General features: G+C 57.2%; 18 protein-coding genes and 2 pseudogenes. 6 read left to right on the forward strand and 14 right to left on the reverse strand.

The annotated features are described in order from the left end of the window. Positions 1-193: 193 nt before the first annotated feature. Together QYL93_RS18270 and QYL93_RS18275 are read right to left on the reverse strand one after the other, a co-directional pair. Positions 194-2,491 (reverse strand): annotated as a pseudogene (locus tag QYL93_RS18270) (phosphoketolase); the annotation flags it as partial. 124 nt (positions 2,492-2,615) lie between these two features. Continuing rightward, positions 2,616-2,819 carry a hypothetical protein gene (locus tag QYL93_RS18275; RefSeq protein ID WP_305744976.1) on the reverse strand — a complete coding sequence of 68 codons (204 nt, stop codon included), beginning with the start codon at positions 2,817-2,819 and terminating at the stop codon, positions 2,616-2,618. A 323-nt stretch (positions 2,820-3,142) separates the two neighbouring features. Between QYL93_RS18275 and QYL93_RS18280 the strand changes: the two genes are divergently transcribed. Continuing rightward, positions 3,143-3,964 carry a PRC-barrel domain-containing protein gene (locus QYL93_RS18280; protein WP_305744977.1) on the forward strand — a complete coding sequence of 274 codons (822 nt, stop codon included), beginning with the start codon at positions 3,143-3,145 and terminating at the stop codon, positions 3,962-3,964. A 440-nt stretch (positions 3,965-4,404) separates the two neighbouring features. Here the strand turns inward: QYL93_RS18280 and QYL93_RS18285 are convergent. The 7 genes and pseudogenes from QYL93_RS18285 to QYL93_RS18315 form a co-directional block, all read right to left on the reverse strand. Further along, a pseudogene (locus QYL93_RS18285) lies at positions 4,405-4,964 on the reverse strand (EamA family transporter); the annotation flags it as partial. A 60-nt stretch (positions 4,965-5,024) separates the two neighbouring features. Next, positions 5,025-5,678: a BON domain-containing protein gene (locus QYL93_RS18290; protein WP_305744978.1), complete on the reverse strand. Its 654-nt coding sequence runs from the start codon at positions 5,676-5,678 to the stop codon at positions 5,025-5,027. Between the two features lie 346 nt (positions 5,679-6,024). Next, complete coding sequence (locus tag QYL93_RS18295) at positions 6,025-6,612, reverse strand: ABC-type transport auxiliary lipoprotein family protein (protein WP_305744979.1); 588 nt, start codon at positions 6,610-6,612, stop codon at positions 6,025-6,027. 113 nt (positions 6,613-6,725) lie between these two features. Beyond that, entirely contained in the window at positions 6,726-7,664 is a 939-nt protein-coding gene (locus tag QYL93_RS18300; protein WP_305744980.1) for an MlaD family protein, read from the reverse strand. After that, the gene (locus QYL93_RS18305; RefSeq protein WP_305744981.1) at positions 7,661-8,581 is read right to left on the reverse strand and encodes an ABC transporter ATP-binding protein; all 921 of its coding nucleotides are present in this window, start codon (positions 8,579-8,581) and stop codon (positions 7,661-7,663) included. The genes QYL93_RS18300 and QYL93_RS18305 overlap by 4 nt, the downstream gene beginning before the upstream one ends. A gap of 1 nt (position 8,582) precedes the next feature. Then, positions 8,583-9,833 carry an MlaE family lipid ABC transporter permease subunit gene (locus QYL93_RS18310; RefSeq protein WP_305744982.1) on the reverse strand — a complete coding sequence of 417 codons (1,251 nt, stop codon included), beginning with the start codon at positions 9,831-9,833 and terminating at the stop codon, positions 8,583-8,585. Positions 9,834-10,104: 271 nt separating this feature from the next. Continuing rightward, entirely contained in the window at positions 10,105-11,676 is a 1,572-nt protein-coding gene (locus QYL93_RS18315; RefSeq protein ID WP_305744983.1) for an oleate hydratase, read from the reverse strand. A gap of 654 nt (positions 11,677-12,330) precedes the next feature. Here QYL93_RS18315 and QYL93_RS18320 point away from each other — a divergent pair. The 3 genes from QYL93_RS18320 (at position 12,331) to QYL93_RS18330 (ending at position 16,761) form a co-directional block, all read left to right on the forward strand. Next, on the forward strand, positions 12,331-13,713 hold the full coding sequence (locus QYL93_RS18320) for an NAD-dependent succinate-semialdehyde dehydrogenase (RefSeq protein ID WP_305744984.1): 1,383 nt from the start codon (positions 12,331-12,333) through the stop codon (positions 13,711-13,713). A 14-nt stretch (positions 13,714-13,727) separates the two neighbouring features. Next, positions 13,728-14,624: an oxidoreductase gene (locus QYL93_RS18325; protein ID WP_305744985.1), complete on the forward strand. Its 897-nt coding sequence runs from the start codon at positions 13,728-13,730 to the stop codon at positions 14,622-14,624. 679 nt (positions 14,625-15,303) lie between these two features. Then, complete coding sequence (locus tag QYL93_RS18330; protein ID WP_305744986.1) at positions 15,304-16,761, forward strand: NAD(P)H-hydrate dehydratase; 1,458 nt, start codon at positions 15,304-15,306, stop codon at positions 16,759-16,761. 150 nt (positions 16,762-16,911) lie between these two features. Here the strand turns inward: QYL93_RS18330 and QYL93_RS18335 are convergent, their stop codons facing one another. The 3 genes from QYL93_RS18335 to QYL93_RS18345 all read right to left on the reverse strand — a co-directional run bounded on the left by QYL93_RS18335 (position 16,912) and on the right by QYL93_RS18345 (position 18,898). Beyond that, complete coding sequence (locus QYL93_RS18335; RefSeq protein ID WP_305744987.1) at positions 16,912-17,565, reverse strand: BON domain-containing protein; 654 nt, start codon at positions 17,563-17,565, stop codon at positions 16,912-16,914. A 160-nt stretch (positions 17,566-17,725) separates the two neighbouring features. Further along, positions 17,726-18,229, reverse strand: coding sequence for a DUF1269 domain-containing protein (locus QYL93_RS18340; RefSeq protein WP_305744988.1), 504 nt, complete (start codon positions 18,227-18,229; stop codon positions 17,726-17,728). Positions 18,230-18,241: 12 nt separating this feature from the next. Then, positions 18,242-18,898 carry a BON domain-containing protein gene (locus QYL93_RS18345; protein ID WP_305744989.1) on the reverse strand — a complete coding sequence of 219 codons (657 nt, stop codon included), beginning with the start codon at positions 18,896-18,898 and terminating at the stop codon, positions 18,242-18,244. Positions 18,899-19,248: 350 nt separating this feature from the next. On the opposite strand from QYL93_RS18345, the gene QYL93_RS18350 reads away from it, so the two are divergent. Together QYL93_RS18350 and dnaK are read left to right on the forward strand one after the other, a co-directional pair. Beyond that, positions 19,249-19,686: a hypothetical protein gene (locus QYL93_RS18350; protein ID WP_305744990.1), complete on the forward strand. Its 438-nt coding sequence runs from the start codon at positions 19,249-19,251 to the stop codon at positions 19,684-19,686. A 163-nt stretch (positions 19,687-19,849) separates the two neighbouring features. Continuing rightward, on the forward strand, positions 19,850-21,796 hold the full coding sequence (gene dnaK / locus QYL93_RS18355) for a molecular chaperone DnaK (RefSeq protein WP_305744991.1): 1,947 nt from the start codon (positions 19,850-19,852) through the stop codon (positions 21,794-21,796). A 156-nt stretch (positions 21,797-21,952) separates the two neighbouring features. Here dnaK and QYL93_RS18360 read toward each other — a convergent pair whose 3' ends face one another. Together QYL93_RS18360 and QYL93_RS18365 are read right to left on the reverse strand one after the other, a co-directional pair. Beyond that, positions 21,953-22,579 carry an HAD family hydrolase gene (locus QYL93_RS18360; RefSeq protein ID WP_305744992.1) on the reverse strand — a complete coding sequence of 209 codons (627 nt, stop codon included), beginning with the start codon at positions 22,577-22,579 and terminating at the stop codon, positions 21,953-21,955. A 382-nt stretch (positions 22,580-22,961) separates the two neighbouring features. Next, positions 22,962-23,303 (reverse strand): hypothetical protein, encoded by a 342-nt coding sequence (locus QYL93_RS18365; RefSeq protein ID WP_305744993.1) that lies wholly within the window; start codon positions 23,301-23,303, stop codon positions 22,962-22,964. Between the last annotated feature and the right edge of the window lie 79 nt (positions 23,304-23,382).

Genomic DNA, 23,382 nt, shown 5'->3' on the forward strand with positions numbered 1-23,382 from the left:
CCTCGAGGCGAGACAGCTCTCTGCGCCTGCAGCGAGAAAGTTTGGAGTACTTGGTGATGGTTGGGATTCATCGACGGCGATAGACGTCTCGCGTTGAGGGCCGCCGTCCTCAGGCATCGGGGCTGGATGTCTTGCTCCATTTCCAGTGTCGGATCTCAGGCATGTCTCGGCCATGTTGGTCAATGTATTGTTAGTGCTCAATCAGCTTCTCGCGTGTCAGCTGTTTGAGATAGTCAGCCTTGCTGCCCAGTTGGGGCAAGCATTCCACTGCGTCCTGCACCAAATGGAACCGGTCCAGCTCGTTCTGCACTCGCATGTCGAAAGCTGTGGTGATCGTGCCTTCTTCACGGTACCCGTGCACGTGGAAATTTCGGTTTACCCGGTGGTACGTCAGCTGGTGCACAAGCGAGGGATAGCCGTGGAAGCCAAAGATGACGTGCTTGTCCTTGGTGAATATCGAATCGAAATCTGCATCACTGAGGCCATGTGGGTGTTCGCGGCGCGATTGAAGCTTCATCAGGTCCACTACGTTGATGACTCTGATCTTCAATTCGGGTAGGTGCGCACGCAAGATGGAAACGGCCGCCAGAACTTCCAGCGTCGGTGTGTCGCCACAACAGGCCATGACGATATCTGGGTCGCTCTCCTGGTCGTTGCTGGCCCAGCTCCAGATTCCAATTCCCTCACTGCAATGGACCAGTGCCTCGTTCATGGTCAGCCACTGTGGCAACGCGTGCTTCCCTGCTATCACAACGTTGACCTGGTTTCGGCTACGTAAACAGTGGTCTACGACAGAGAGGAGGCAGTTGGCATCTGGCGGAAGGTAGACCCGCACAATGTCTGCTTTCTTGCTGACGACATGGTCGATGAAGCCTGGGTCCTGGTGTGTAAAGCCGTTGTGGTCTTGCTGCCAAACGTGCGAGGTGAGAAGGTAGTTCAGAGAGGCAATGGGCCTGCGCCAAGGCAGTTCCCGCGTCACCTTGAGCCACTTGGCATGCTGACTGAACATTGAATCGACGATCCGGATAAATGCCTCATAGCTGTTGAACAGCCCATGTCGGCCCGTCAGCAGATAGCCTTCCAGCCAGCCCTGGCACTGGTGCTCACTCAGCATTGAGTCAAGAACTCTGCCAGTGGGTGCAAGGAACTCATCGCCAAGAATGACCTCCGCATCCCACTGCCGATTTGTCACATCAAAAACTGCGCCCAGTAGATTAGAGACGGTTTCGTCGGGGCCGAAGATACGAAAATTCTGTTCGTTCTGGTTGAGCTTGACGACTTCGCGCAAATAGCTTCCCAGGACAAGAGTGTCCTGACTCTCCTGCGCACCAGGTGCTGGCACGGTCACCGCATACTGGCGGAAGTCTGGCAGCTTTAGTTCTCGGAGCAACAAGCCGCCATTGGCGTGTGGGTTGCATCCCATGCGGCGATTTCCCTTGGGGGCCAAGGCTGCAATCTCAGCTATCAAACGCCCGTTGCTATCAAACAGTTCGTCCGGCTTGTAGCTCTTCATCCAGCTTTCCAAGATCTGAAGATGCTCTGGAAACGCCGGGCTTACAGGCAGAGGAATCTGGTGTGAGCGGAACGTGTTCTCTACCTGCACACCTTCGAGCGCTTTGGGCCCGGTCCAGCCCTTGGGAGAACGTAAAACAATCATCGGCCATCGCGCGCGCACCTTGATGTTGCGATTGCGTGCATCGTCTTGAATCTGCTGGATCAGTTCTACTGCCGCATCTATGGCTGATGCCATGAGTTGGTGCATGGCCAGAGGATCGCTGCCTTCCACATAGATGGGTGCCCAGCCACATCCCCGAAAGTATTGATCGAGTTCGTCATGGCCGACGCGCGCCAGTAGTGTGGGATTGCTGATCTTGAAGCCGTTTAGATGGAGAATAGGAAGCACGGCTCCGTCGGTGATGGGATTGAGCAGTTTGTTGGAATGCCAAGCCGTAGCCAATGGCCCAGTCTCGGCCTCACCGTCACCCACCACGCAGGCGATAACCAAATCTGGGTTGTCGAATGCAGCTCCAAATGCATGGCTGAGAGAGTAGCCAAGCTCGCCGCCTTCGTGGATCGATCCCGGTGTGGTCGGCGCCACGTGGCTGGAGATGCCTCCAGGGAAAGAGAACTGCTTGAACAGGGTCTTCATCCCTGCCAAGTCCTGCGTCACCGTGGGATAGACCTCACTCCACGTGCCTTCGAGATAGACATTGCTCACCAGTGCCGCTCCCCCGTGCCCAGGACCGGCAACATACAGCATGTTCAAACCGTACTTAAGGATCGCGCGGTTCAGATGCACGTAGATGAAATTCTGCCCAGGTACCGTGCCCCAGTGACCCACCAGCAATGGCTTGACATGCGCCATCAGCAGCGGCTCTCGTAGCAAGGGGTTGTCATACAGGTACAACTGTCCCACAGACAGGTAATTCGCAGCGCGCCAATATGCGTCCACCTTTTGAAGCAGTTCGGGCGCAAGCGTGTCGGTGGTCATGAATGATGGATCCTGTGTTCGTTTGCCTGACGTCGTTCAGGCAGCTTTCTTGGCAGATAGCGCCGTTCGGACGAGCTACCAGAATTTCTCAAGACATGGCTTGGGAGCAGTCATCTTCTGGCTACTACCGAATTGGCTTTGCCGCTTCAGAGGGGATCACTTCAGGTCCAACAGGTACGGCCAATTCAGCCGCGTCACCAACGTCCTGTTCTTTGCTCTCGTGCGCGGTGTGCCGCAAAGGGCTTGCGCCACCTTCGTTGGCCCACCTCGACAGTGCAATCTTGCGCAAGTGCGCCGGCGAGAATGCATTCGGATCCTGTTCGATCATTGCCTTACTCCTGGTGGCTGGTGCGAAACGCTGCGTTGTCTCGCAATCCTAGGTTGGCCTACTTTGAGTAGGCGGTCTGTGCGTTGGAGTACATGGGCCGCTTGGACAGGCTGCAGTCGATTCACCGTAGTACACCATTGCGGAAAATTGCCTGTGTCCACATGGCTGGGGTACGGCAGCGAACAGACGTGGCGAGCGTGCCGATGGACATTGGTTGGTCTTCGGACCTTATCGTCTCGTGTTGAACTCTTGGCGTTGGGTGTCCTTATCCGCATTCATGAATGGCCGGCGAGGCGGAGTCGGAAATTTGAAAGGACGCCCCAATGTTGCGCAGCATGAAAGACTTGAAGCACTACACGATCAGCGCGACCGACGGACAAATCGGCCGCGTGAATGATCTCTACTTCGATGACCATAGATGGGCCATCCGCTACCTCGTCGTTGACGCAGGTTCCTGGCTCACTACCAAGCAGGTGTTGATATCTCCCATCTCGCTTCACCATCCGAACTGGTCTGAAAAAACGCTCTCGGTTTCAGTGACCCGAGAGCAGGTGAAGAACAGCCCAGGAATCGATACCGAAAAGCCAGTTTCACGGCAAAACGAAGAGCAGTACCTGGGCTACTACGGCTATCCATCCTATTGGGGAGGTGCCGGCATCTGGGGAGAAGGACTCTACCCATACGCAATCGCCCCTGGCTATGCGGGAGACGGCGTTGACTGGGCGCAGCGCGACCGGGAAATGGAAGCTTGGGTGCAATCGGAGAAAAACCGCCATCAAGTATTCGATCCTCATTTGCGAAGTTGCAATGCCGTCAATGGCTACCAGCTGCATGCCACCGACGGTGAAATTGGTCACGTTACAGGCTATCTGATCGATGATGAAACTTGGTCAATTCGCTACGTCATCGTTGACACGAGCAATTGGTGGCTAGGCAACAAGGTCGTTATTGCGCCCGAGTGGATTACGGGCGTTCACTGGGGCGACAGGTCATTGACAGTCAGCTTGTCTCGTGAATCGGTGAAATACGCGCCTGCCTACGACCCTGAGAAGCTTTGGGATCGAGAGCTCGATGTCAACCTCTATCGGCACTACGGAAGAGCTGGCTATTGGTCTGGAAGTCCGCCGCTCGCAGACGAGATTTAGAGGTGACTTGGCCTAAGGGACGCTTCCCGCACAATTGAAAAGCACTGCTTGACGATTGATGGACCCAGCGACTCCTTCAGGCCTAAGGCTTCCAGGCGTGACAGCACCGATTCACGCCTGGCTTGTGATGACGTTGTCGCAAATTAAGGGGAAGATATGAGTCCATTTCGCACTTCCGCCGATTGGTGGGGATCTCAAAATCAGGGATCCATGATTCAACATGGCGAGACTGTCGAGCCCTTTGCAGTCCATCTGGCTGCGGATCCGAAGCAGTCGAAAGGGCGTTGGTGGAGGTGGTTCGGCCGCAAGCGATTGGTCACAAAAACTGCCTCAGAATCAGGCGCTTTGAGGAAGCGTAGCTCCTAGAGTGGCTGACGGTAGCGCTGCAGGGCGGCCCGCACCTCATCGACCTCTCAAAGTTGATCGCGGCATATTTAGTAGAGCTGGCCCGGATCGCTCTCGGCCAACGCGCGCGACAGCGTGTTGTCCGCACCCCAGGCGGCCGTGGCCAGCAGCACGGCCAGCAAGCCCTGCAACTGGCTGCCGCCAGCCTGGCCTAGTCCATCACCAGCGCAATGCCCCCGGCCAACAGCAGGATCATGGCCCCCCTGACGCGGCGGTTCGTCGTCACTCCGTAGATCAGGCGCGCCAGCACTGCGGTGAACAGCGCCTCCAGCGTCAGCATCAGCGAGGCGCCGGTGCCGCTGGTGTGCTGCAACCCCCACGCCATGACCACCGGGCCCAGCACCGCGCCAAAGGCAGCCATTGACAGCAGCCGGGGGATATCACCTCGCGTGAGCCGCGCCTCCTGCTCGACCCGCTGGCGCGACAGCGCGTCCACCGCCGCCGCGCCCGCACACAGCAGGGCCGCGGTGGTGAACGCGCCCAGCCCGGCACCGAAGTGCTGAACCAGCGGCATGCTCACGCCAAACAGAGCGGCTGCCAGCATGGCCAGGAGTCCGCCGCGCAGAGAGGGCCAACGCGTAGGGGTGCGGTCCATCTGTAGTTACCCCTCTCTAAGGCGAGCGTTACAGGAGCATCGCATTGCCAGGCTGCGGTGTTAGTACTCCAGCGTCATCTTGTCCACCACGCTGTGCACTCCTGGCGTGCCCAAAGCAGAGCTGTTTGCGGCTTCGCGTTCCCTCCAGCTTTGAATCTTGCCGGTCAAAATCACATTGGCACCGTCGATGGTGACCGATATCTTCTTGGCATCAGCCGCAGCTCCGCGCTTCAAAGCTGCCTCGATATCAGCCTTGATCCCGCTGATAGAGAGATGGGGTTTGAGGGCAATTTGGTTCCGGACGCCAGTCACCCCAGACAATTGGCGGACGCAGTTAGCCGCTGCCTGTCTCTGGAATTGCCAGTCCACTGTGCCGGACAAGGTTACCCAGCCCTTCTCGATCAGCACCTTGACAGAGTTTTCGGGAACCCAGGTGGTCCATTGCAGGAGGTTCTCTACAGCTTCTGCGATATCCGCGTCTGTGCGCTTGCTACTGCCGGCAAGCTTGACTTTCAATTCCGTGGTCAGCGCCTTCAGACCGTAGACGCGTTGGGTCGCGCTCTCGGCCGCCAGCTTTTCGGCGTAACTGCCCACCTCACCTGCCAGTGTCACGATTCCATTCTTTACTTCCACACCGATGCCCGGAGCCGTGACTGCTGGTTCCCACTTAAGCTCAGCAAGTACGTCCTGCTGCAGTTGGGTGTCTGTCTTCATGGCGTGCTTTCAGTTGGTTTATGGAGGCCAGATTTTGGGCGAACTGCTATATGTGGTCTGTACGCCAACCCACTCCTTCCATTCAAGAAATAGTGCGCGACGGCCCTGCTAAAAAAGCTATGCCTCCAGTTTGGTGCGTGAGTACGGGCACTTAGCGAGTAGCTGGCTCGTCCCAAGTTTTATGGAAGATCGTGACGGTCACACGGAACTGTCGCAGTCAACCATGAAGCACACATTCGACGGCGAAGCCATCACCGGACCTGGTAGTGCATGCCAGGTTTCGTGATCTGTGGAATACGGACCTTTCGAGCATCTGCGGAATTTCTCCATCGGCGGCCCGTTTTCACTATGGCGACAGTCTGTGCCCAGTTGGAGTCGAGTCAATTCGACTCGTGGTCCGGAACGTCGCGGAAGCTAGAGTGCAATAGCGCGCTAGCTGTTCCAGCACAAGCTTCACTGCTCGATTGGCCGCTATCACGCCGCCATATGGATCTTCGCTCTGGGAATCAATGGTCTCATCGAACTCGCGCCATGAAATGATTTGGCGGGTCGCATTGTCTACAAGGGTGGCACGCAAAGTGAATCGGACGCGGCTGGGAAGAACACCGAACTCCTGCTGAAGTCGTACCACCTCGGTGTCAAGACGCAGGTCGCCAGCGATGCCACTGGTCGCCGGAACCACTGCGCGGAAGCTGCCTGCAGAATTGATGGCTGAGACGATGAGCGGCGCCAGCATGCGCGCCGGTGTATCAATCCAGTCGCTGCGCGCGAAGTGTTCGAGCTGATGAGTGACTCGGACATAGACAATATGCTGGGTGTCGAAGCCCGGGGCGGAGTGCGTGGGATTGATGATCAGCGTAGGGGCCCGCTCTGGGGCCGCGATCGGGGTAGTCGCACGTTGATCGCTCCGTGCGCTGTCCAAAGCGTAGACCAACGGGGGTGGGACTGCGCTTGGAAGTAGGCCGCTGCAGCCGGCTATGAGGGCTACCCCCACCGCTGCAGCAGTGCGTAGGGAGGTCACGCACTTCGACTGGGAAGTTGGCTTGTTCATGGCGCCAGTTGTTTGGGCATGGTCTCTCCGGGGCCGTCGGGAATCGGGCTGTGACCACGCAGCAAACCACCCGGATCGCGGGCGGTCTGGTCGCTAAGACGCCGCAGCGAGATTGAGAGATCATTCAGTTCACCAAGAAGCCGTTGAATCTCAGGCAAAGTATCCGCAGCGAAGCGTTGTGCGTCAGATCCGACAGAACCCACTGCCTTCGCGGTAGTCCTGCCGGCCAGCGATATGTCATTGCCCATCGCCTCTACAGAGTCTGCAGCGCGGCCGATACGGACAATGATGGGTCCGAGCTGTGCCGTCGCACGTGCGGTGTTCTCCGCGGTTCGCGACGCGCTGACAATACCCGCATCAATCACGTCCTTGCGTGCAGCAATCGTGTGGGACACCGTGGCAATGTCCGCAAGAGCGCCTTTGAGCGCGTGCCTATTTTCGTCGCTGAGCAGTGAATCGATATTGGTCGACGTACGGTCTAGCTTCACAAGCACGGTTGTCAAAACGTTCTCCAATCGCGCGCTGAGAGAAGGCTTTGTACGTATTACTGGATAAGCCTCCAGCATTTTGGCCTTCAACGGAGGAGCGTCCCGGCTGCCGCCGCCAAGTTCAACGTAGGCAATGCCAGTCAGACCCTGGGTCTTTAGGACAGCTACGGTGTCCGTCTTGATAGGAGTGCCGCGTTCAATCAGGAACATCAGTCTTACTCGCTCCGGATTTTCCGGGTCAAGATAGATGCTGCTTACCTTGCCAACTTCAACGCCGTTGTATTTGACGGGCGCGTTCAAGTTCAGTCCTGCGACCGATTCATCTTCGATCGCCATGTATTGGTCGTATTTTTTCTGAAAGGTACCACCCGATGCAATCCACAGCACACCGCTGACCAGCACAGCTCCAAGCAGAATCACAAAGGCGCCAACGAGCGTGTAGTTCACTTTGGTTTCGATGATGTGCTCCTGTGAACGTGCGTAGCAGCCGATCCAACCAGCCTGAGATCCTGCTCGCGTGCTGCGCGTCCCCGCGAGCCGTCGAAAAACTGGCGGACTGAGGGCTTGTCCATGCGCGATAGCTCAGTCATCGAGCCCACCCCCTGAACCTTGCCATCCGAGAGAACAGCCACTCGATCTGCCACTTGCCATAGCAGGTCAAGGTCGTGCGTGATCATGAAGATAGTGAGACCAAAAATGTCTCTCAGCTTGAGTACGAGGTCGTCGACCCCTTCTGCACTGACTGGGTCCAGGCCTGCCGTTGGCTCGTCAAGAAACAGCATTTCCGGGTCCAGCGCCAGGGCACGGGCTAACGAAGCCCGTTTCATCATGCCTCCGCTCAGCTCTGATGGATACTGTGTTCCCACTTCTGCCGTGAGCCCTGTCATCGCTAGCTTTGCAGACGCGAGTTCGTCGATCAAATTCTCGCCGAGTTGAGTGTGTTCCCGCAGTGGCAGGCCTACGTTCTCCTTGATGGTCAGTGCGCCGAACAAGCCTCCGTGTTGGAACATCACCCCCCAGCGCTGGCGCAATGCCAATGCATCTTCTTCTCCAAGATTTGAGAGCTCGCTGCCCAACACCCGGATAGATCCGGAGTCAGGCCGCTGAAGCAAGATGATTTCTCGTAGAAGGGTTGATTTTCCTGAGCCGCTACCGCCTATCAACGCGAAGATCTCTGCGCGGTCAACTTCGAAACTGACATCAGAGTGCACTACGTGGCTACCGAAGTGGGTTGAAACTTTGTCCACTTCAATGACGGTTTCACGAGCCTTCGTCGAGCTTGTCGTATCAGAACCTTCCCGATCGTCGCAGGGGCTGATACTTGCCTGCGCGGTCGAATTGCCGGACGCATTGGGGTTGACCATCTTAGAGATCCAACGCACTGAAGACTATGGAAAAAAGTGCATCGGCGACAATCACTAGGAAGATTGACTGGACGACACTTCGCGTTGTCTGGCGACCGACACTGTCGGCGCCGCCTTTCGTGTGAAACCCTTGGTAACACCCAACCACAGCAATGATGGCCGCGAAGACCGGCGCCTTGCCGATGCCGGTGAGAGCGGTGGACGTGACAACTGCCTTGACGAAGCGATCAAGAAAGTCTGTGAAGCTGACGTCGAGTTGCTGGCTTGCCATGACCATTCCGCCCATAACGCCGAGCACGTCTGCGAATACCGTTAGCAGCGGTAGCGCAATGACCAGCGCGATGAATTTGGGTAACACCAGCATTTCCTGGGGATCGATGCCAAGTGTTCGCATGGCGTCGATCTCTTCCGTTACCGCCATAGTGCCGATTTGTGCAGCATAGGACGAGCCCGAGCGTCCAGCGACAATGATCGCCGTGATCAAAGGAGCAAACTCGCGCAGCATTGACACTCCCACAAGATCTGCGACGAAGATGTTGGCGCCATACTGTCGCAGCTGCCCAGCGCCCTGGTAGGCCACAACCACTCCCAGGAGAAATGACAGCAGCCCGACAATCGGCAATGCGTCGAACCCAGCGGTACGTATGTTGAACAGGATAGGACGCCATCGCAGTCGTGCTGGCCGACAGATGCAGTTTCCAACGCAAGCCGTGATCTCGCCGATGAAGGCAATCATGCTCATGGCTTCCGCAAGGGTGGCTACAGTGCCTCGGCCTAGACGTTCAAACGCGTTCTTGCGCGGCGGTAGGCCAACTGATGCGATAGCCATCTGGTCATGGAACTGCTGGGCCACTACATCCAGCAGTTGAGCGAACGATTGACGCAGGCCGACGACATTGATGGTGGCGTCCTTTGCATGTGACCGCTGCAGGAACCGCTGCAGAACCCAGGCACCTGCAGTGTCCATTGCGCTGACGCGAGAACCATCGATAGCAGTCGTCACCCCCGCAGCCGCATTCAATGCGCAGAGGCGTTGGTCGATATCGCCCAGGCGCAGCGCTGTCCAATCGCCTGTTAGGACCACAGACTGGTGCGATGGTTGAGTGAATTCAGCGGGTTTGCTTCTATTCTCGGAAAGACGCGGAATTGGCGTGGTGCTCGGCGACCTCCAGGGCCATAGACGGAAACGCCGGAGCGTACTCGCCGCGCGCGCTCCAAACGAAATCAACAATGGATCGCCAATTTTTTCCACGAGTTAGGGTCCGAAATTTAGATGGCGGTAGTACATGTTCCAAGGAACTTGTGTCGTGGGTCCATTCGCACATGCTGGCTCATATGATCGCCTTGCGCAGTTCTACAAACGCAAGGGCATTCGAGATCTATCGAGAAGTTACTCATCGCGAGCCTGCGGCTTTAATGGGTCGTACGCCTAGTGCCGTACGCCGCTGCATATTCGCGACAGAAAGACTGTAGGCAATGTGCGGCTGCACTGGTCCAGCTCTCTTCTTGATGTTTTGCATGCGCTACTTCAGCGCCTTGATGAGCGCTTCGAGCTGCGCATGGAGCGACTTGTCGTGTGGCGTGACTGGCGGAACTGGCTTTTCTATGCCCAGGAGTTGGTATACCGCCATCTGTGCTGCCCGCACCGAGAACTCGACTGTAAATACAGTATCGAGCGGGATCTCGACAAACTGACTGATGAATGCGAAGTTCTTCGATCCCGGTGGAACTGGAAGCGGGCGGTCGCCCGGTGCACGAGGCATGAACATGCTCGTTATGTAGGGCATGTGACAGGGGATGCAGTTCGCCGTTTTCATGATTGACAAGTCAAGCCGCAGATGTCCGCAGAGTTCCTGCAGAAGTTCGGCGCCATTGCAGTCGGCCATTGCCTTGGCGACAAAGTTGCCGATTCGGTCCGGAGACAGTGCGTAGCCCCAGAAGACCTGTACATCGTCCGGCTGATTGGAAAAGTGAGGTTGGTGTGCCAGGACGATAGACATTAGCCAGTTTGAGTCCTTGAACGTGACCAGCCCTCCTGTCCCGGCCTCGTTGCCGCTAAAGCGCTCCATTTCGTCGAAGAAGGCAGGGTCATTCAGCGTGACAGTGAATGACGTCCAGCTCGATTGAGCAGTACAGCTATTGAACGCCGCAGGGTTCCCGAATGACGGCCGTTCTTCTGCAAGCTTTTCCCATAGCGTCCAGCTGCCGTGTCGGGCCTTCGTCAACTTGATCGGCGCCATGGTCATCGATCCGAGACTGGAGGCATCGGTCATAGAACCATTCTGTAAAAATACAAGGTCTCCCTCTTCCAGCTGCATGGTGTCGTCCTGTCCGTTCAACGTGCAATGCAGTGCTATGACCTCGAATGGATCAGCGGCGGATTTGTGGATCAGATCGATCACAGTGCAATCGGTGACCATGCGCACTCCCTGGCTCTGCAGCCAACGCTGCAGCGGCACAACCAGCGAGTCGTATTGGTTGAGCACGGTGCGCTTAACGCCAGCCAGAGTCTCGATACGCGAAAATTCCAGCATGAAGCGATGCAAGTACCTCCGGAACTCGACTGCGCTGTGCCAAGGTTGGAAGGCGAATGTGGTGACCCACATGAACCAGAACTCGGTCTGAAAGAAGCTCGGAGAAAGATGATCGGTGATGCAGCTGTCACCTAGTGAAGACTCCTGCGCGTTGGCCAGCTTGAGCAATTCCGGACGGTCGTGCATCGAAAATCCCATGGACTCCACTGGCACTTTGGCGCGGCGGCTGTCTACCAGGCGCGCTCTTGCATCGGATACATGCTCTTCGTTGAATTCCAATGTTTCGTCGAAGACACTTCGGCCCGGCTGGGAGAGTGACGGAATGGATCTGAAGAGGTCCCAGGTGCACTCGTAATTTTCGGTGGTCAGCATGCGGCCACCACGCATCGAATAACCCAGGTCGGCATTGCCTGTCCCGTCGAGACTGCCTCCCATCATTGAGCCGGCTTCCAGGATCGATATATGGTCGCCAGGCATGCCGCCATCACGGATTAGAAAGGCTGCGCCTGCTAAGGACGCGATGCCTCCGCCGACGAAATAGGCTTTGCGAGTTGCGGTCATGTTTCTGTCTTCCTAGAGCGCAAGGCGCAGATAGAACTGGGTCGAGGCTGCATTGCTGGCTATCGTGAATCGGCTTGGGGAATCGCAACACCTATCAATCGATGAACTCAAGAGGCGGTGAGATGAAGGGCCAACGATAGGAAGTGCGAGCATCGCGGTCTGTGCGATAGACAACACTCGGATAAAAATTGCAGTTGCTGCTGTGAGGGTGATGCCTGAACCTTTGCGATCACATCCTGGAAGCTTCTCGGTAGGCCAAGTGCAAGGTGCGCGCATCACACAGCATGTGGTGGCGGGAGCAATGCATGAGGGCTTGGCCTTTGAAATACTTATCAACCGCAAGATCTATGGGGCTCAGCCCACGCTCCAAAGATTGGCAGAGCTGGAGACCTCGCTCAGTGAGCTGCCGAACGCCGCGCAGACTTCGCGCGCAACATTTACTTGCGTGTGGGCTACGGCCTTCGGTGTCCCACCGAACGGACCCGGCAGTCTTGGGCAAGCACACTGTCCTCTCCAGGGCTTGAGCCGCTACTTGATGCTGTTCCTCCTGAGATCGTTCAATCCCTTGAGCTCCTCGATGAATTTCGAATAGTCGGCTACACCGATTTCCCGACCTGTCGGCCTGACTCTCACAACCCGAAAGACTGCACCACCATGACCTATGCGAGTGTGAATCCAAACAGCGGAAAGGTGCTCAAGAGCTTTGAGCATTTGACAAATGGACAGCTGGAGAAGTCGCTCGCTGCCGCAGAGCATTGCTTCCAAAGTTGGAAGAAGAAGAGCTACTCCGAGCGGGGGGTCATCGTGAGCAGAGCCGCGGCGCTGCTGCACGCCAACGTGGATGATTTCGCAAGGCTTGAGACGCTCGAGATGGGCAAGCGCATCGACGAAGCGCGAGGCGAAGTCACGTTCAGTGGCGATATTCTGGCCTACTACGCCGAGCATGCAGAAGCCTTCCTGGCGCCTACCCAACTGAATCCCAAGGTCGGTGAAGCGCACATGGAGAGTTCGCCCATCGGGGTGGTGTTCTGTGTGGAGCCCTGGAATTTCCCGTACTACCAACTGGCCCGAGTGGCCGGCCCGCAACTGATGGCGGGCAATGTGCTGGTGGTCAAGCATGCGGGGTGTGTTCCGCAATGCGCCATTGCGTTCGAGAAGCTGTTGCTTGACGCAGGCGCACCGGTGGGCGCCTATACCAACCTCCTCATCTCACATGAGCAGTGTGATCGCGTGATTGACGATCCCCGCATCAAAGGTGTGGCCCTGACAGGAAGCGTCGCAGCAGGGCGCAAGGTGGCGGCCCGTGCCGGGCAGAACCTTAAGAAGTCTTCGATGGAACTAGGAGGTAGCGACGCATTCATCGTGCTCGACGATGCCGATCTGGAAAAAACGATTCCGTGGGCCGTCTGGGGTCGCATGTACAACGGCGGACAGACTTGCTGTGCGGCCAAGCGCTTCATTGTGCAGGAATCAATTGCTGACCAGTTCCTTGAAAGGTTCAAGACGGCGCTGGCTTCATTGAAGCCGGGCGATCCGATGGATGAGAAGACTACCCATGGGCCGCTGTCTACTGAGGCCGCTCTGCTGCAATTGCTTTCGCAGGTAGATGCAGCGGTAAAGAGCGGGGCCAGAGTGCTGATGGGCGGCAAGCGCATTGATCGTGCGGGCTCATTCATGCAGACCACCATCCTCACTGATATTGCCTCCGACAATCCGGCCTTTCGCGATGAGTTCTTCGGGCCTGTGGTGTCGTTTTTTAGAGTGAAGGACGAGGCTGCGGCGGTGGCGCTGGCCAACGACTCGGACTTTGGTCTGGGCGGTTCGGTATGGACTAAGGATGAAGCCCGTGGCAAGAGGGTTGCCAGCCAGATCGATACCGGAATGATGTTCGTCAACAACATCAACTGGCTGGATGCTGAATTGCCCTTTGGTGGTATCAAGGATTCTGGCTATGGGCGTGAACTCGGCAACATGGGTATCCAGGAGTTCGTGAACAAAAAGCTCGTGCGCACTGGGAATTTCCCGGCGCCAATCTGAGAGGGCTTGCAAAAATGACCAAAATTCCCGGTACATCCCTCCTTGTCAAGCCGCCCGTTTGGTTCATCACAGGTTGCTCCACCGGCTTCGGCCACGAGTTAGCGAAGCAGTGCATTGCACAAGGTCATCGCACCGTCATCACTGCACGCGATCCCAGTCAACTGCAGGGCTACGCCTCGGACGACTCCCTCGTGCTACCGCTTGATGTCACTAAGCCGGACCAGGTCGCTGCTGCAATTGCCGCGACTTATGCGCGATTCGGTGAAATTGACGTTCTTGTGAACAACGCTGGTATTGGCTACTTCGCTGCCATCGAGGAAAGCGAGGAGATCGAAGTTCGAAAGATGTTCGACGTCAACGTCTTCGGTCTTGGTCGGATGATCCACGCCGCGCTGCCCGGGATGCGCGCCCGTCGAAGGGGCGTCATCGTGAATTTCTCATCGATCGGAGGGCTGCGGTCATTTCCCGCGCTGGGATACTACAACGCGACGAAATACGCAGTGGAAGGACTTTCGGAAGCACTCTGGCAGGAAGTCGAGCCTCTCGGCATTCGGGTGATGTTGGTCGAACCCAGTGGATTTCGAACCGACTGGGCCGGGCGGTCCGCCAATGAGAGCAAGAAGCACATCGATGACTACGCGGGGACGGCGGGACAGGCAAGAGCGCAATTGCGGGCGATTTCCGGGCGGCAGGCGGGAGACCCTGTCCGGGCTGCAAGGGCCGTTTTCGACGCGGTGACGTCAGGCAAAGCGCCGCATCATCTTTTGCTGGGCAACGATGCCTTTGAAGGTGCAATGGCAAAGCTGGACGAGTTACGCATAGAATTTTCGGCAGGCGAGACTGTCGCCCGCGGAGCGGACTTTCCAATCGCCACTGCGCAGCAAAAGCCGATCCTCACCCAGGTCGAATGAATCTCCTGTCTGGAAAACCGCCATGTACATCAGCATCGCGATTTCACCGAGGCACAGCAGCGTCAGCACCGTGTGGCAATCGTGCCAGCCGGGTTCCCAAGTTGCCGAGCCTCGGCACGCGCTTGCGCATGCGGGCGGGCGGCGGAGGGCGAGGGCACCTGGGTGTGCAGTATGCCAATGCAGTGTGCATGCTCGTCGCCGCTTTTTGGTATTGACGATATCAAGTTGTACCAGGCCATGCTCCTAGGCGTCGACGTCGCATTCAGCGCCCCGCAAGACAAGTCTGAGGACTCAGTTGCTACTGCCACCCATGGAGGCCCGCGCTGCATGCGTGTGGCAGCGCCGGCACTGTCTGCCTTCAAGCAGCCGAGCGGGTATGACATGAACGAAGGGTGCGTGTGTGCTTGTGCGTATTCCTCCGTTGCACTACCCGACTCTACTGTTCAATGTGCTGGGCAACTGTGCTTCCATTCGGAGATCTGTCGCCTGCAACCGGCGCGATGTGGCTGAAGCGCTGGCATTTGGAGTCGGCGGCCAAGTTATGCACCACATCGAACTGGATTCGCTCTCAACCATCACTGAGATTTTTTGACCTTCGGGCCAAAGACGAGGTGCCTATGCGCACAATCCTCGACTTCTGGCTCCGCTGAATGCCCAACATATGTCATTAGACCCAAGTATGGCGCTGCTCACCTCAGCGCAGATGGCGCAAGCCGACAAGCTCACGGTGGCCTCGGGAATCTCCAGTATCGCGTTGATGGAGAATGCGGGCCACCCAGTTGCACTCGCCATATTTCAGCGATGGACGCCGCGGCCCGTGCTTGTTCTGTGCGGTCCGGGTAGCAATGGCGGGGACGGTTTTGTTGTGGCGCGTCTACTGGTTGAGGCTGGCTGGCCGGTACGCGTGGCTTTGCTTGTACCGCTCGACCAGCTTCGCGGTAGCGCTGCATACCACGCGGGGCTGTGGAACGGTCCTGTCGAGGTAATGTCGCCAGCAGTGCTCGACGGTGCGCAATTGGTGGTTGATGCGATCTTCGGTGCCGGCTTGAGCCGCGCGCTCGAAGGAGCAGCGGCACAAACCTTGGGCGCAGCATCTGTTCGTAGGATGACCGTCGTAGCGGTCGACGTGCCCAGCGGTCTGATGGGTGATACCGGTGTTGACCTGGGCGCCATACAAGCCGCTCTCACGGTGACCTGCTTCCGCAAAAAGCCTTGTCATTTGCTACAGCCTGGCCGCGTGCTATGTGGCGAGGTGGTTGTCGCTGACATTGGCACGCCGGCGTCGGTTTTCGAAATGGTCGCACCCGACACATTCGAGAACAATCCTGCGTTGTGGCTTGATGAGTTGCCTGCGATACAGCCGGACAGCAACAAATACACTCGCGGCCATGCGCTGGTCTATGGCGGGTATCCAACCACAGGGGCGGCTCGGATGGCAGCGCGTGCTTCGGCGCGGGCCGGTGCCGGACTCGTCACTATAGCGGTGATACCTGCCGCGCTTCTGGCCTATGCCGCAGCGCTGACTAGTGTGATGGTGACGCCTGTTGCCGATCAATGGGATTTCGAGCGCCTTTTGGATGATTTGCGCTACACAGGGCTGTTGATCGGGCCTGGAAGCGGCTTGGGTGACCCAACACGGGAGCGCGTGCTGGCCATGTTGAAGACTGGTCGCGCCACGGTGCTGGATGCCGATGCGCTCTCTGTCTTCGAGCACGACCCTGCAGTGTTGTTCCACGCCATTGCCGGACCTTGTGTGATGACCCCTCATGAGGGGGAGTTCAAGCGCCTTTTCGATGAAGGAGGCGATAAGCTAGCCCGTGCCCGCGCGGCGGCACGGATCAGCGGTGCGGTAATTGTCCTGAAAGGCAGCGACACCGTGATCGCAGCGCCTGATGGGCGCGCCATTATTAACGCCAATGCTCCACCCACGCTGGCGACGGCCGGCGCTGGCGATGTTCTCGCTGGCATTGTCCTGGGCTTGCTGGCACAAGGTATGGATCCATTCCTGGCGTCAGCCGCTGCTGTGTGGATGCATGGCGCGGCTGCCGCTGTTTTTGGTCCGGGCCTCATTGCGGAGGACTTGCCGGACATGCTGCCTGGGGTGCTGCGAGGACTGCAGATGGTCGGCAAGAGCTGATGCCGCAGGCCCATTGTGCCCGCGGCCGTACCTACAGAGGGAGTAGCCGCACGGGGCAACAACAGGGTCTTGGGTCAGACCCGTCGCCTCGCCCTTGCTGAGCAAAGCCCGTGGCCGGTCGACTGGCGTCAACCGGCCAATGTTGCAGATTCAGTAGGTGACCACGATGTTATCCACCACGCTCTGCACCCCTGGCGCACTCCAGGCAGCATGGCTAGCCATGTCTCGCTCTGCCCAAGTGTGGGCTGTTCCAGACAGGAACACTTCGGAGCCCTTGACATCGACAGTAATCAACTCCGCGTCGCTTTGGGCACGCCTTTTCAAGGCGGCCTCAATGTCGGACTTGACCACTGTTGCAGAAACTCCAGGTTTGATCGTGATTTGATCGCTGACACCAGTGACCCCCATCAGCTTGCGAATGCTGGAGGTCACATCACGTCTTTCGAAGTCCCAGCGAACTTGGCCTGTCAATGTGACCCAGCCCTTTTCAACCATGACCTTTATGCTGTCCTTCGGAAGGAACGACGACCACGTCAACAAGTCCTCCGCAGAACGGGCAATGTCCGCGTCATCTCTCTGGCTTGTTCCAGGGAGCAGGACTTCCATCGCTATCGCAAGTCCAGTAACCCCCGCGACTCGTTGCGCTGCCCGCTCAGCGTTCCACTTCTCGGTGTAGCTGTCGACGTGACCTGCGAGAGTCACAATGCCATCCTTCACTTCGACGCCGATTTGGGAAGCGTTGACTGCGGGCTCCCAATGAAGTTCAGCGGTGACATCCTGTTTGAGTTGAGAGTCGCTTTTCATGGAGTAATTCCTGAGTGAGTTGGAAGTTCAGTGTGATGCTCTCGCGTCCTTCAATCTGTGCGGTGTCGCGCTTTATGGTCAATTCGTTAGACTACAGCGTGACTCAGGAATGTAAGAGTTCGGCGCCGCCTAGCCTGGCTGCCTGGCGGAACTGAACAGCTCAAACAACGATCTCTGACTTCATCTGTCCCAGGACTGTCTGTGCGATCGCTTGGGCAGAGGCGTCGCCGTGAACCAGCAGCAAGTATTTGTCCACCTTCAGGGCCGCCTCGTACTTGATCGCCTGATCTTTCGGCATTCCAATCTGAGTGAGCGCTGCGCCAAGTGCAGAGACCCCGCCGACCACAACGGCACCCTCAAGTGCTGCGATGAGCGCGGCTGCGAAAGGGCCTGCCATGGCAACGACCCCCAAGCCCGGCAGCAGGAATACAGCAGGCGCTAGCAGCATTCCCCAAATGCTTCCCCAGAATGCCCCCGTGCTACCCCAAGATTTGATGCGGTCTCCAACGGTGTAAAAGCCTGTAGGCTTCTCTTCGCTGTGGTACCCCTTTCCGACAAGCGATAGTTGTCTCAGATCGAACCCCGATTTGGCCAATGCACGAATTGCGTCTTCGGCTGCGGCATGCGTGTCGAACAAAAAAACGTTAGGTTTCGGATTGGTCATGATCGAGTCCTATCAATGGATGATGGTTATGTTGTTAATGACACTGCGCACGCCAGGTGCGGCCCAAGCTGTTTCGCTCGCTATCTCACGTTCGGACAAAGAATGTGTTGTTCCAGTGAGCGTTACGTTGGCTCCCTTGACCTCTACCGCGATTGTCTTTGAGCTAGTAGAGGCAATCCGGCTAAGTGCCGAATCGATGTCCGACTTCACCAAAACGGTGAATACGGCGGGTTTGATGGTGATCTTGTTGATTAGTCCCATGACGCCCGGCAAATGTCGTACGCTGTTGGCCGCTGCTTGCCGCTGGAACTGCCATTGAACCTCCCCCGACAGGGTGATCCAGCTGTTTTCAACCATCACCTTGACTGCGTCGGTCGGAATCAAAGTCGTCCAGCGCAAGACATTCGACGCTGAGAAGGCGATATCTGCATCTGTACGCTGACCAAGTTCCGAAATTTTGACGCTCAGATCATTCAGTATCGCAGTGACTCCTTTGACCCGCTCAGTTGCACGCTCGGCGTTCCATTTCTCGAATTGGCTACTAACCTCTCCAACGATTGTCACCAAGCCATCCTTCGCTTCCACCCCGATTTGGGTCGCATGCACTGAAGGTTCCCAGTTCAATTCCGCGATCACATCCTGCTGCAACTCTGAGTCAGTCTTGCGCATTTAGCTCATCCTGTTTGGGGGTGGAGGTGACCACAGAGTGTCTGAGCGTTGAGACTTTGTCTGTGCGGAGCCGAACGAACGATGCTTCTTCGATCACGCCGTTAGTTGCGAGCAGATCGGCACTTGTCGGCAGTAATTGCGGCCCTTGAGTTCTTCAATTTTTGCCTACGCCGCTTCCAAATTGGGGAGTGTGCGCTGGCCCACAGACTGCGGCCGCACCGCCGCGCAGACTGTTGTCTTTCGATGCAGGCAAAGGAATCACAGTGACTCAACCTACGGAAATGATCAGTGGCGTTTTCCGACAGTTTCTATTTGGTCCCAAAGGGGGGGTTGAAGGCGTACTACTGAGCGTGAAGCGAAAGATCGTCCAGGTGTCGATGTCTCCCAAAGAGGGAGTAGCTGTGTCGCACAGTTGCAAGGCTGGAAAGACCTTGCGAATGCTCGGGGCGCGCGACAACTCTCGCAGGACGGCAGCAGTAAGCACACATCCAGTTTATGAATTTGAATCATTGGCTGATGCTTCGGGCGAGCGCATTGAATCGAGGGACGCCGACGCGAATCAGGAAACTATCGTCGGTTCAGTCGCAGCGCTGCATTATGCGAAGCATGGGCAGCCGAATGGAGTTGTGCTTGACACTGGCGAGTTCATTCATATGGGACCTGAGGGAATGGCTCTGGCCGGACTGTGCATTGGCTCGGCGGTAAAAGCGACCGGCCGCCTGGGGCTAACGGTCATAAACACACGCTGGCTAGATGCAGTTCAGATTAACGGCATCGAACTTCGCTGAACACCTGCTGTAGTCAGCGCAGCTCCACGTCGGCGTATCCAAGGTATCGACTACATCTACGCGTTGGGGAGTCAGCTTCACGCCATCTGAAATGCAGTGGACCTGCTCGCATGGTCCACCTGTTCACTGTTACTCAATCATTTATCTTCAGGAGCGATCACTCATGTCCAAAATAATCGGCATCGACCTCGGCACCACCAACTCGTGTGTTTCGGTCATGGAAGGGAACACCACGCGCGTGATCGAGAATTCCGAAGGTGCGCGTACCACACCTTCGATCGTCGCTTATCTCGAAGGTGGCGAAGTCTTGGTGGGCGCTTCTGCTAAGCGGCAAGCTGTCACCAACCCCAAGAACACGATTTACGCCGTGAAGCGCCTGATCGGGCGCAAGTACGACGAGAAGGAAGTGCAGAAGGACATCGCCCTGATGCCTTACAGCATCTGCAAGGCGGACAACGGCGACGCCTGGGTGGATGTGCGTGGCCAGAAGATGGCGCCCCAGCAAGTCAGCGCAGAAATCCTGCGCAAGATGAAGAAGACTGCCGAAGACTACTTGGGCGAGCCCGTGACCGAAGCCGTTATTACGGTACCAGCCTACTTCAATGACAGCCAGCGCCAGGCGACCAAGGACGCTGGCCGGATTGCTGGGTTGGACGTCAAGCGCATCATCAACGAGCCCACCGCCGCGGCACTGGCCTTCGGCCTCGACAAGCAAGACAAGACCGATCGTAAGATCGCCGTGTACGACTTGGGCGGCGGCACTTTCGATGTGTCCATCATCGAAATATCGAATGTTGATAGTGAAAAGCAGTTTGAGGTATTGTCGACCAACGGAGATACCTTCTTGGGAGGCGAAGATTTCGATCAACGCATCATCGACTACATCATTGCCGAGTTCAAGAAAGAGCAAGCCGTCGATCTCGGCAAGGATGCGCTGGCGCTGCAGCGGCTCAAGGATGCTGCGGAAAAGGCCAAGATCGAATTGTCGAGCGCTGCTGCAACCGACATCAACCTTCCGTACGTGACAGCCGACGCGTCGGGCCCCAAGCACCTGAACATCAAGCTCACCCGTGCCAAGCTGGAAAGCCTAGTCGACGAGCTGATCGAACGCACCATTGCTCCGTGCCGTCTGGCCATCACGGATGCTGGCATCAACGTGAGTGACATCAGTGACGTGATTCTCGTCGGCGGCATGACACGCATGCCCAAGGTGCAAGACAAAGTTAAGGAATTTTTCGGCAAGGAGCCGCGCAAGGACGTGAACCCCGATGAGGCAGTTGCCGCTGGTGCCGCTATTCAGGGGCAGGTGCTTTCGGGCGATCGCAAAGACGTGCTGCTGCTCGATGTCACCCCGCTGTCGCTTGGTATCGAGACTATGGGCGGCGTGATGAACAAGATGATTGCCAAGAACACCACGATCCCGACAAAGTTCGCACAGACGTTCTCAACGGCAGAAGACAACCAGCCGGCCGTAACCATCAAGGTGTTCCAGGGCGAGCGCGAGATTGCTGCAGGCAACAAGGCGCTTGGCGAATTCAACCTCGAAGGAATAGCGGCCGCAGCAGGCGGCACGCCGCAGATAGAGGTGTCGTTTGACATTGATGCCAACGGCATACTTCATGTCGGGGCCAAGGACAAGGGCACAGGCAAGGAAAACAAGATTACTATCAAAGCGAACTCGGGCTTGAGCGAAAGCGACATTCAGAGAATGGTTAAGGATGCCGAGCTAAATTCGGCCGACGACAAAAAGAAGGTTGCGACCGCGCAAGCGCGCAATCAAGGCGAAGCTCTAGTCCACAGCGTCAGAAAATTTCTTGTTGAGCATGATGCAAGCTTTGAAGCTGTCGAGAAAGACGCAACCGAAGTTGCAATCAAAGAGCTGGAACACTCTCTCACCGGCGAAGATACGGCCGCTATCGAGGAACGTACCAAGGCGCTGAAGACCGCTAGCCAGAAGCTCCGCGAGAAGACGCATGCCAAAATGCAGCCCGAACATGCTGCGACTAATGACTCTTCCGCCAGCGGTCCGGGTGGGCCGCAAGGTGCCGCGCATGTGCCTGCCGACGACAGTGTGGTCGACGCAGAAGTGAAGGAAGTCAAGCGCGCTTGAGATCGCTGCACATTGCTGAACGCTGTGGTAGTTGACACCTGAACCTGTGCGGTGGCGCATCGTCAATGTCAGCGGGTACAGCGATGCCAGCATATTCTTCTCAATCGCCCAGAGGCTTCTAGAAAGCCCGGGGCGATTCACTCTCGAAAAAGATTATTAATCCCGCGACCCCAGCGTGCGACCTGGATCAAGCATCCACCCGCTGAACTGCCACAGATCACCGTGAGAGGAATGAATCTCATCGAGTTCCGGCCCGACGTTTGGCGTCCCATTGAGGCCCCTGCAGATCAGTGCGCGATGAACATTTGGCGCGATCCCTCGGAAGTACGGCAGGAAATCGTCAACGAAAACCAGTGGCGCAAGCTGCTCAATGGCGTCGGCCTTCGGGCTTCGTCGCTCTGCTGAGCGTCCTGTCGCGATCACACGCTCGATAGGAAACCCCTCATCCCTCAGATTCCTGAGGCGGGCCCCTTCAAATTGCCGAGCAAGCGCAGAGACGCAGACTAGTTCATACCCCGCGTCGTGAAGCCGATGGCATGCTTCAACTGCCAAATTCAGAGGTTGAATAGAGGACCAGAATTGCTCGTCCATGCAGGCCCGCAGAGCGGCCAGGCGCTCACCTTCAAGAAATTCGACGGCCCACCGATCAAGGGGAGAGTAAGCATCCTTGTCCCGCTCCAGAGGTCGACGACCAAACGCGCGCTCCCAGACAGAGGCATAGGCCAAGCTGTAGTCGAGGAGCACTCCATCCGCATCCAGGGCGATGATTGGTTTGACGCTCATATCAGTGCTCCTGTAGGAAGTCTGGGAATTGGAACCGTGTCACTTCCGGGTGTTCCTCAACCGACCAATCATGGCCATGTTTGCAAACACGCCCATGTTACGAGCTGGGCAAGGCTAGCGCCAACGGTTGGTCTTTCTCCTCGCACGAAGAAACGAGGTGGTGGCGCTCATTGATCTGCCTTGGGCGGAATTGACCCCGTGGCACGCCCTGGCGCCATGACTGCACATCCAGGACACGCGCTCGCAGCCGGTGCAGCGCAGCCGCTGCGTTGTGCGCTTTCCACCGTTGGCATCGCGTTCGATCACCTTGCGGTAGTTGGTCGCGCTGCAGATGCCGCAGCAGTTCCGGGGTGATAGGGAAACGGGTTCCATGCCTGCAGTACTACCCACGATCATCCACGACGTTGAACTCGAACCTGAAATTGACCGCGACCGTATCGGGTAGGGTCAACACCAGCCGGGTTTCCTGGGGATGGAAGATGGTCTCGCCATCGCTATCAACAGCGCCTTGGCTGACGGAGAGAGTCTCGATCTTGCTGGTCAGGGTCTTGCGGGTTGCATCCCAACCGAACTGACCGGGGCGCAGCTTCTGGCGCTGTAGCCAGGTCCAGATTTCTACAAGCTCGGCTTCGACCTCTGGCTGCTGGCCGCGGCTGGTTTGGGCGAGGGCAGAAAACTCGTACTGCTGGTCGCGCAGGACCCATTTGAATTGGAAGTGTTTCATCGTTGGGCGGCAAGAATGAAGGGATTGTCCTAAATGCGCCAGATAGGCCGCGCACCAAAAACAATGGGCCCGCCATCTC

Source organism: Acidovorax sp. A1169 (assembly GCF_030704685.1).
In the GTDB taxonomy this organism is placed as follows: domain Bacteria; phylum Pseudomonadota; class Gammaproteobacteria; order Burkholderiales; family Burkholderiaceae_C; genus Acidovorax.

Bases quoted from the DNA above. Each gene is read 5' to 3' on its own strand.
- QYL93_RS18275 (WP_305744976.1), bottom strand. From the start codon at position 2,819: ATGATCGAACAGGATCCGAATGCATTCTCGCCGGCGCACTTGCGCAAG.
- QYL93_RS18280 (WP_305744977.1), top strand. From the start codon at position 3,143: ATGTTGCGCAGCATGAAAGACTTGAAGCACTACACGATCAGCGCGACC.
- QYL93_RS18290 (WP_305744978.1), bottom strand. From the start codon at position 5,678: ATGAAGACAGACACCCAACTGCAGCAGGACGTACTTGCTGAGCTTAAG.
- QYL93_RS18305 (WP_305744981.1), bottom strand. From the start codon at position 8,581: ATGGTCAACCCCAATGCGTCCGGCAATTCGACCGCGCAGGCAAGTATC.
- QYL93_RS18315 (WP_305744983.1), bottom strand. From the start codon at position 11,676: ATGACCGCAACTCGCAAAGCCTATTTCGTCGGCGGAGGCATCGCGTCC.
- QYL93_RS18320 (WP_305744984.1), top strand. From the start codon at position 12,331: ATGACCTATGCGAGTGTGAATCCAAACAGCGGAAAGGTGCTCAAGAGC.
- QYL93_RS18325 (WP_305744985.1), top strand. From the start codon at position 13,728: ATGACCAAAATTCCCGGTACATCCCTCCTTGTCAAGCCGCCCGTTTGG.
- QYL93_RS18330 (WP_305744986.1), top strand. From the start codon at position 15,304: ATGGCGCTGCTCACCTCAGCGCAGATGGCGCAAGCCGACAAGCTCACG.
- QYL93_RS18335 (WP_305744987.1), bottom strand. From the start codon at position 17,565: ATGAAAAGCGACTCTCAACTCAAACAGGATGTCACCGCTGAACTTCAT.
- QYL93_RS18340 (WP_305744988.1), bottom strand. From the start codon at position 18,229: ATGACCAATCCGAAACCTAACGTTTTTTTGTTCGACACGCATGCCGCA.
- QYL93_RS18345 (WP_305744989.1), bottom strand. From the start codon at position 18,898: ATGCGCAAGACTGACTCAGAGTTGCAGCAGGATGTGATCGCGGAATTG.
- dnaK (WP_305744991.1), top strand. From the start codon at position 19,850: ATGTCCAAAATAATCGGCATCGACCTCGGCACCACCAACTCGTGTGTT.
- QYL93_RS18360 (WP_305744992.1), bottom strand. From the start codon at position 22,579: ATGAGCGTCAAACCAATCATCGCCCTGGATGCGGATGGAGTGCTCCTC.
- QYL93_RS18365 (WP_305744993.1), bottom strand. From the start codon at position 23,303: ATGAAACACTTCCAATTCAAATGGGTCCTGCGCGACCAGCAGTACGAG.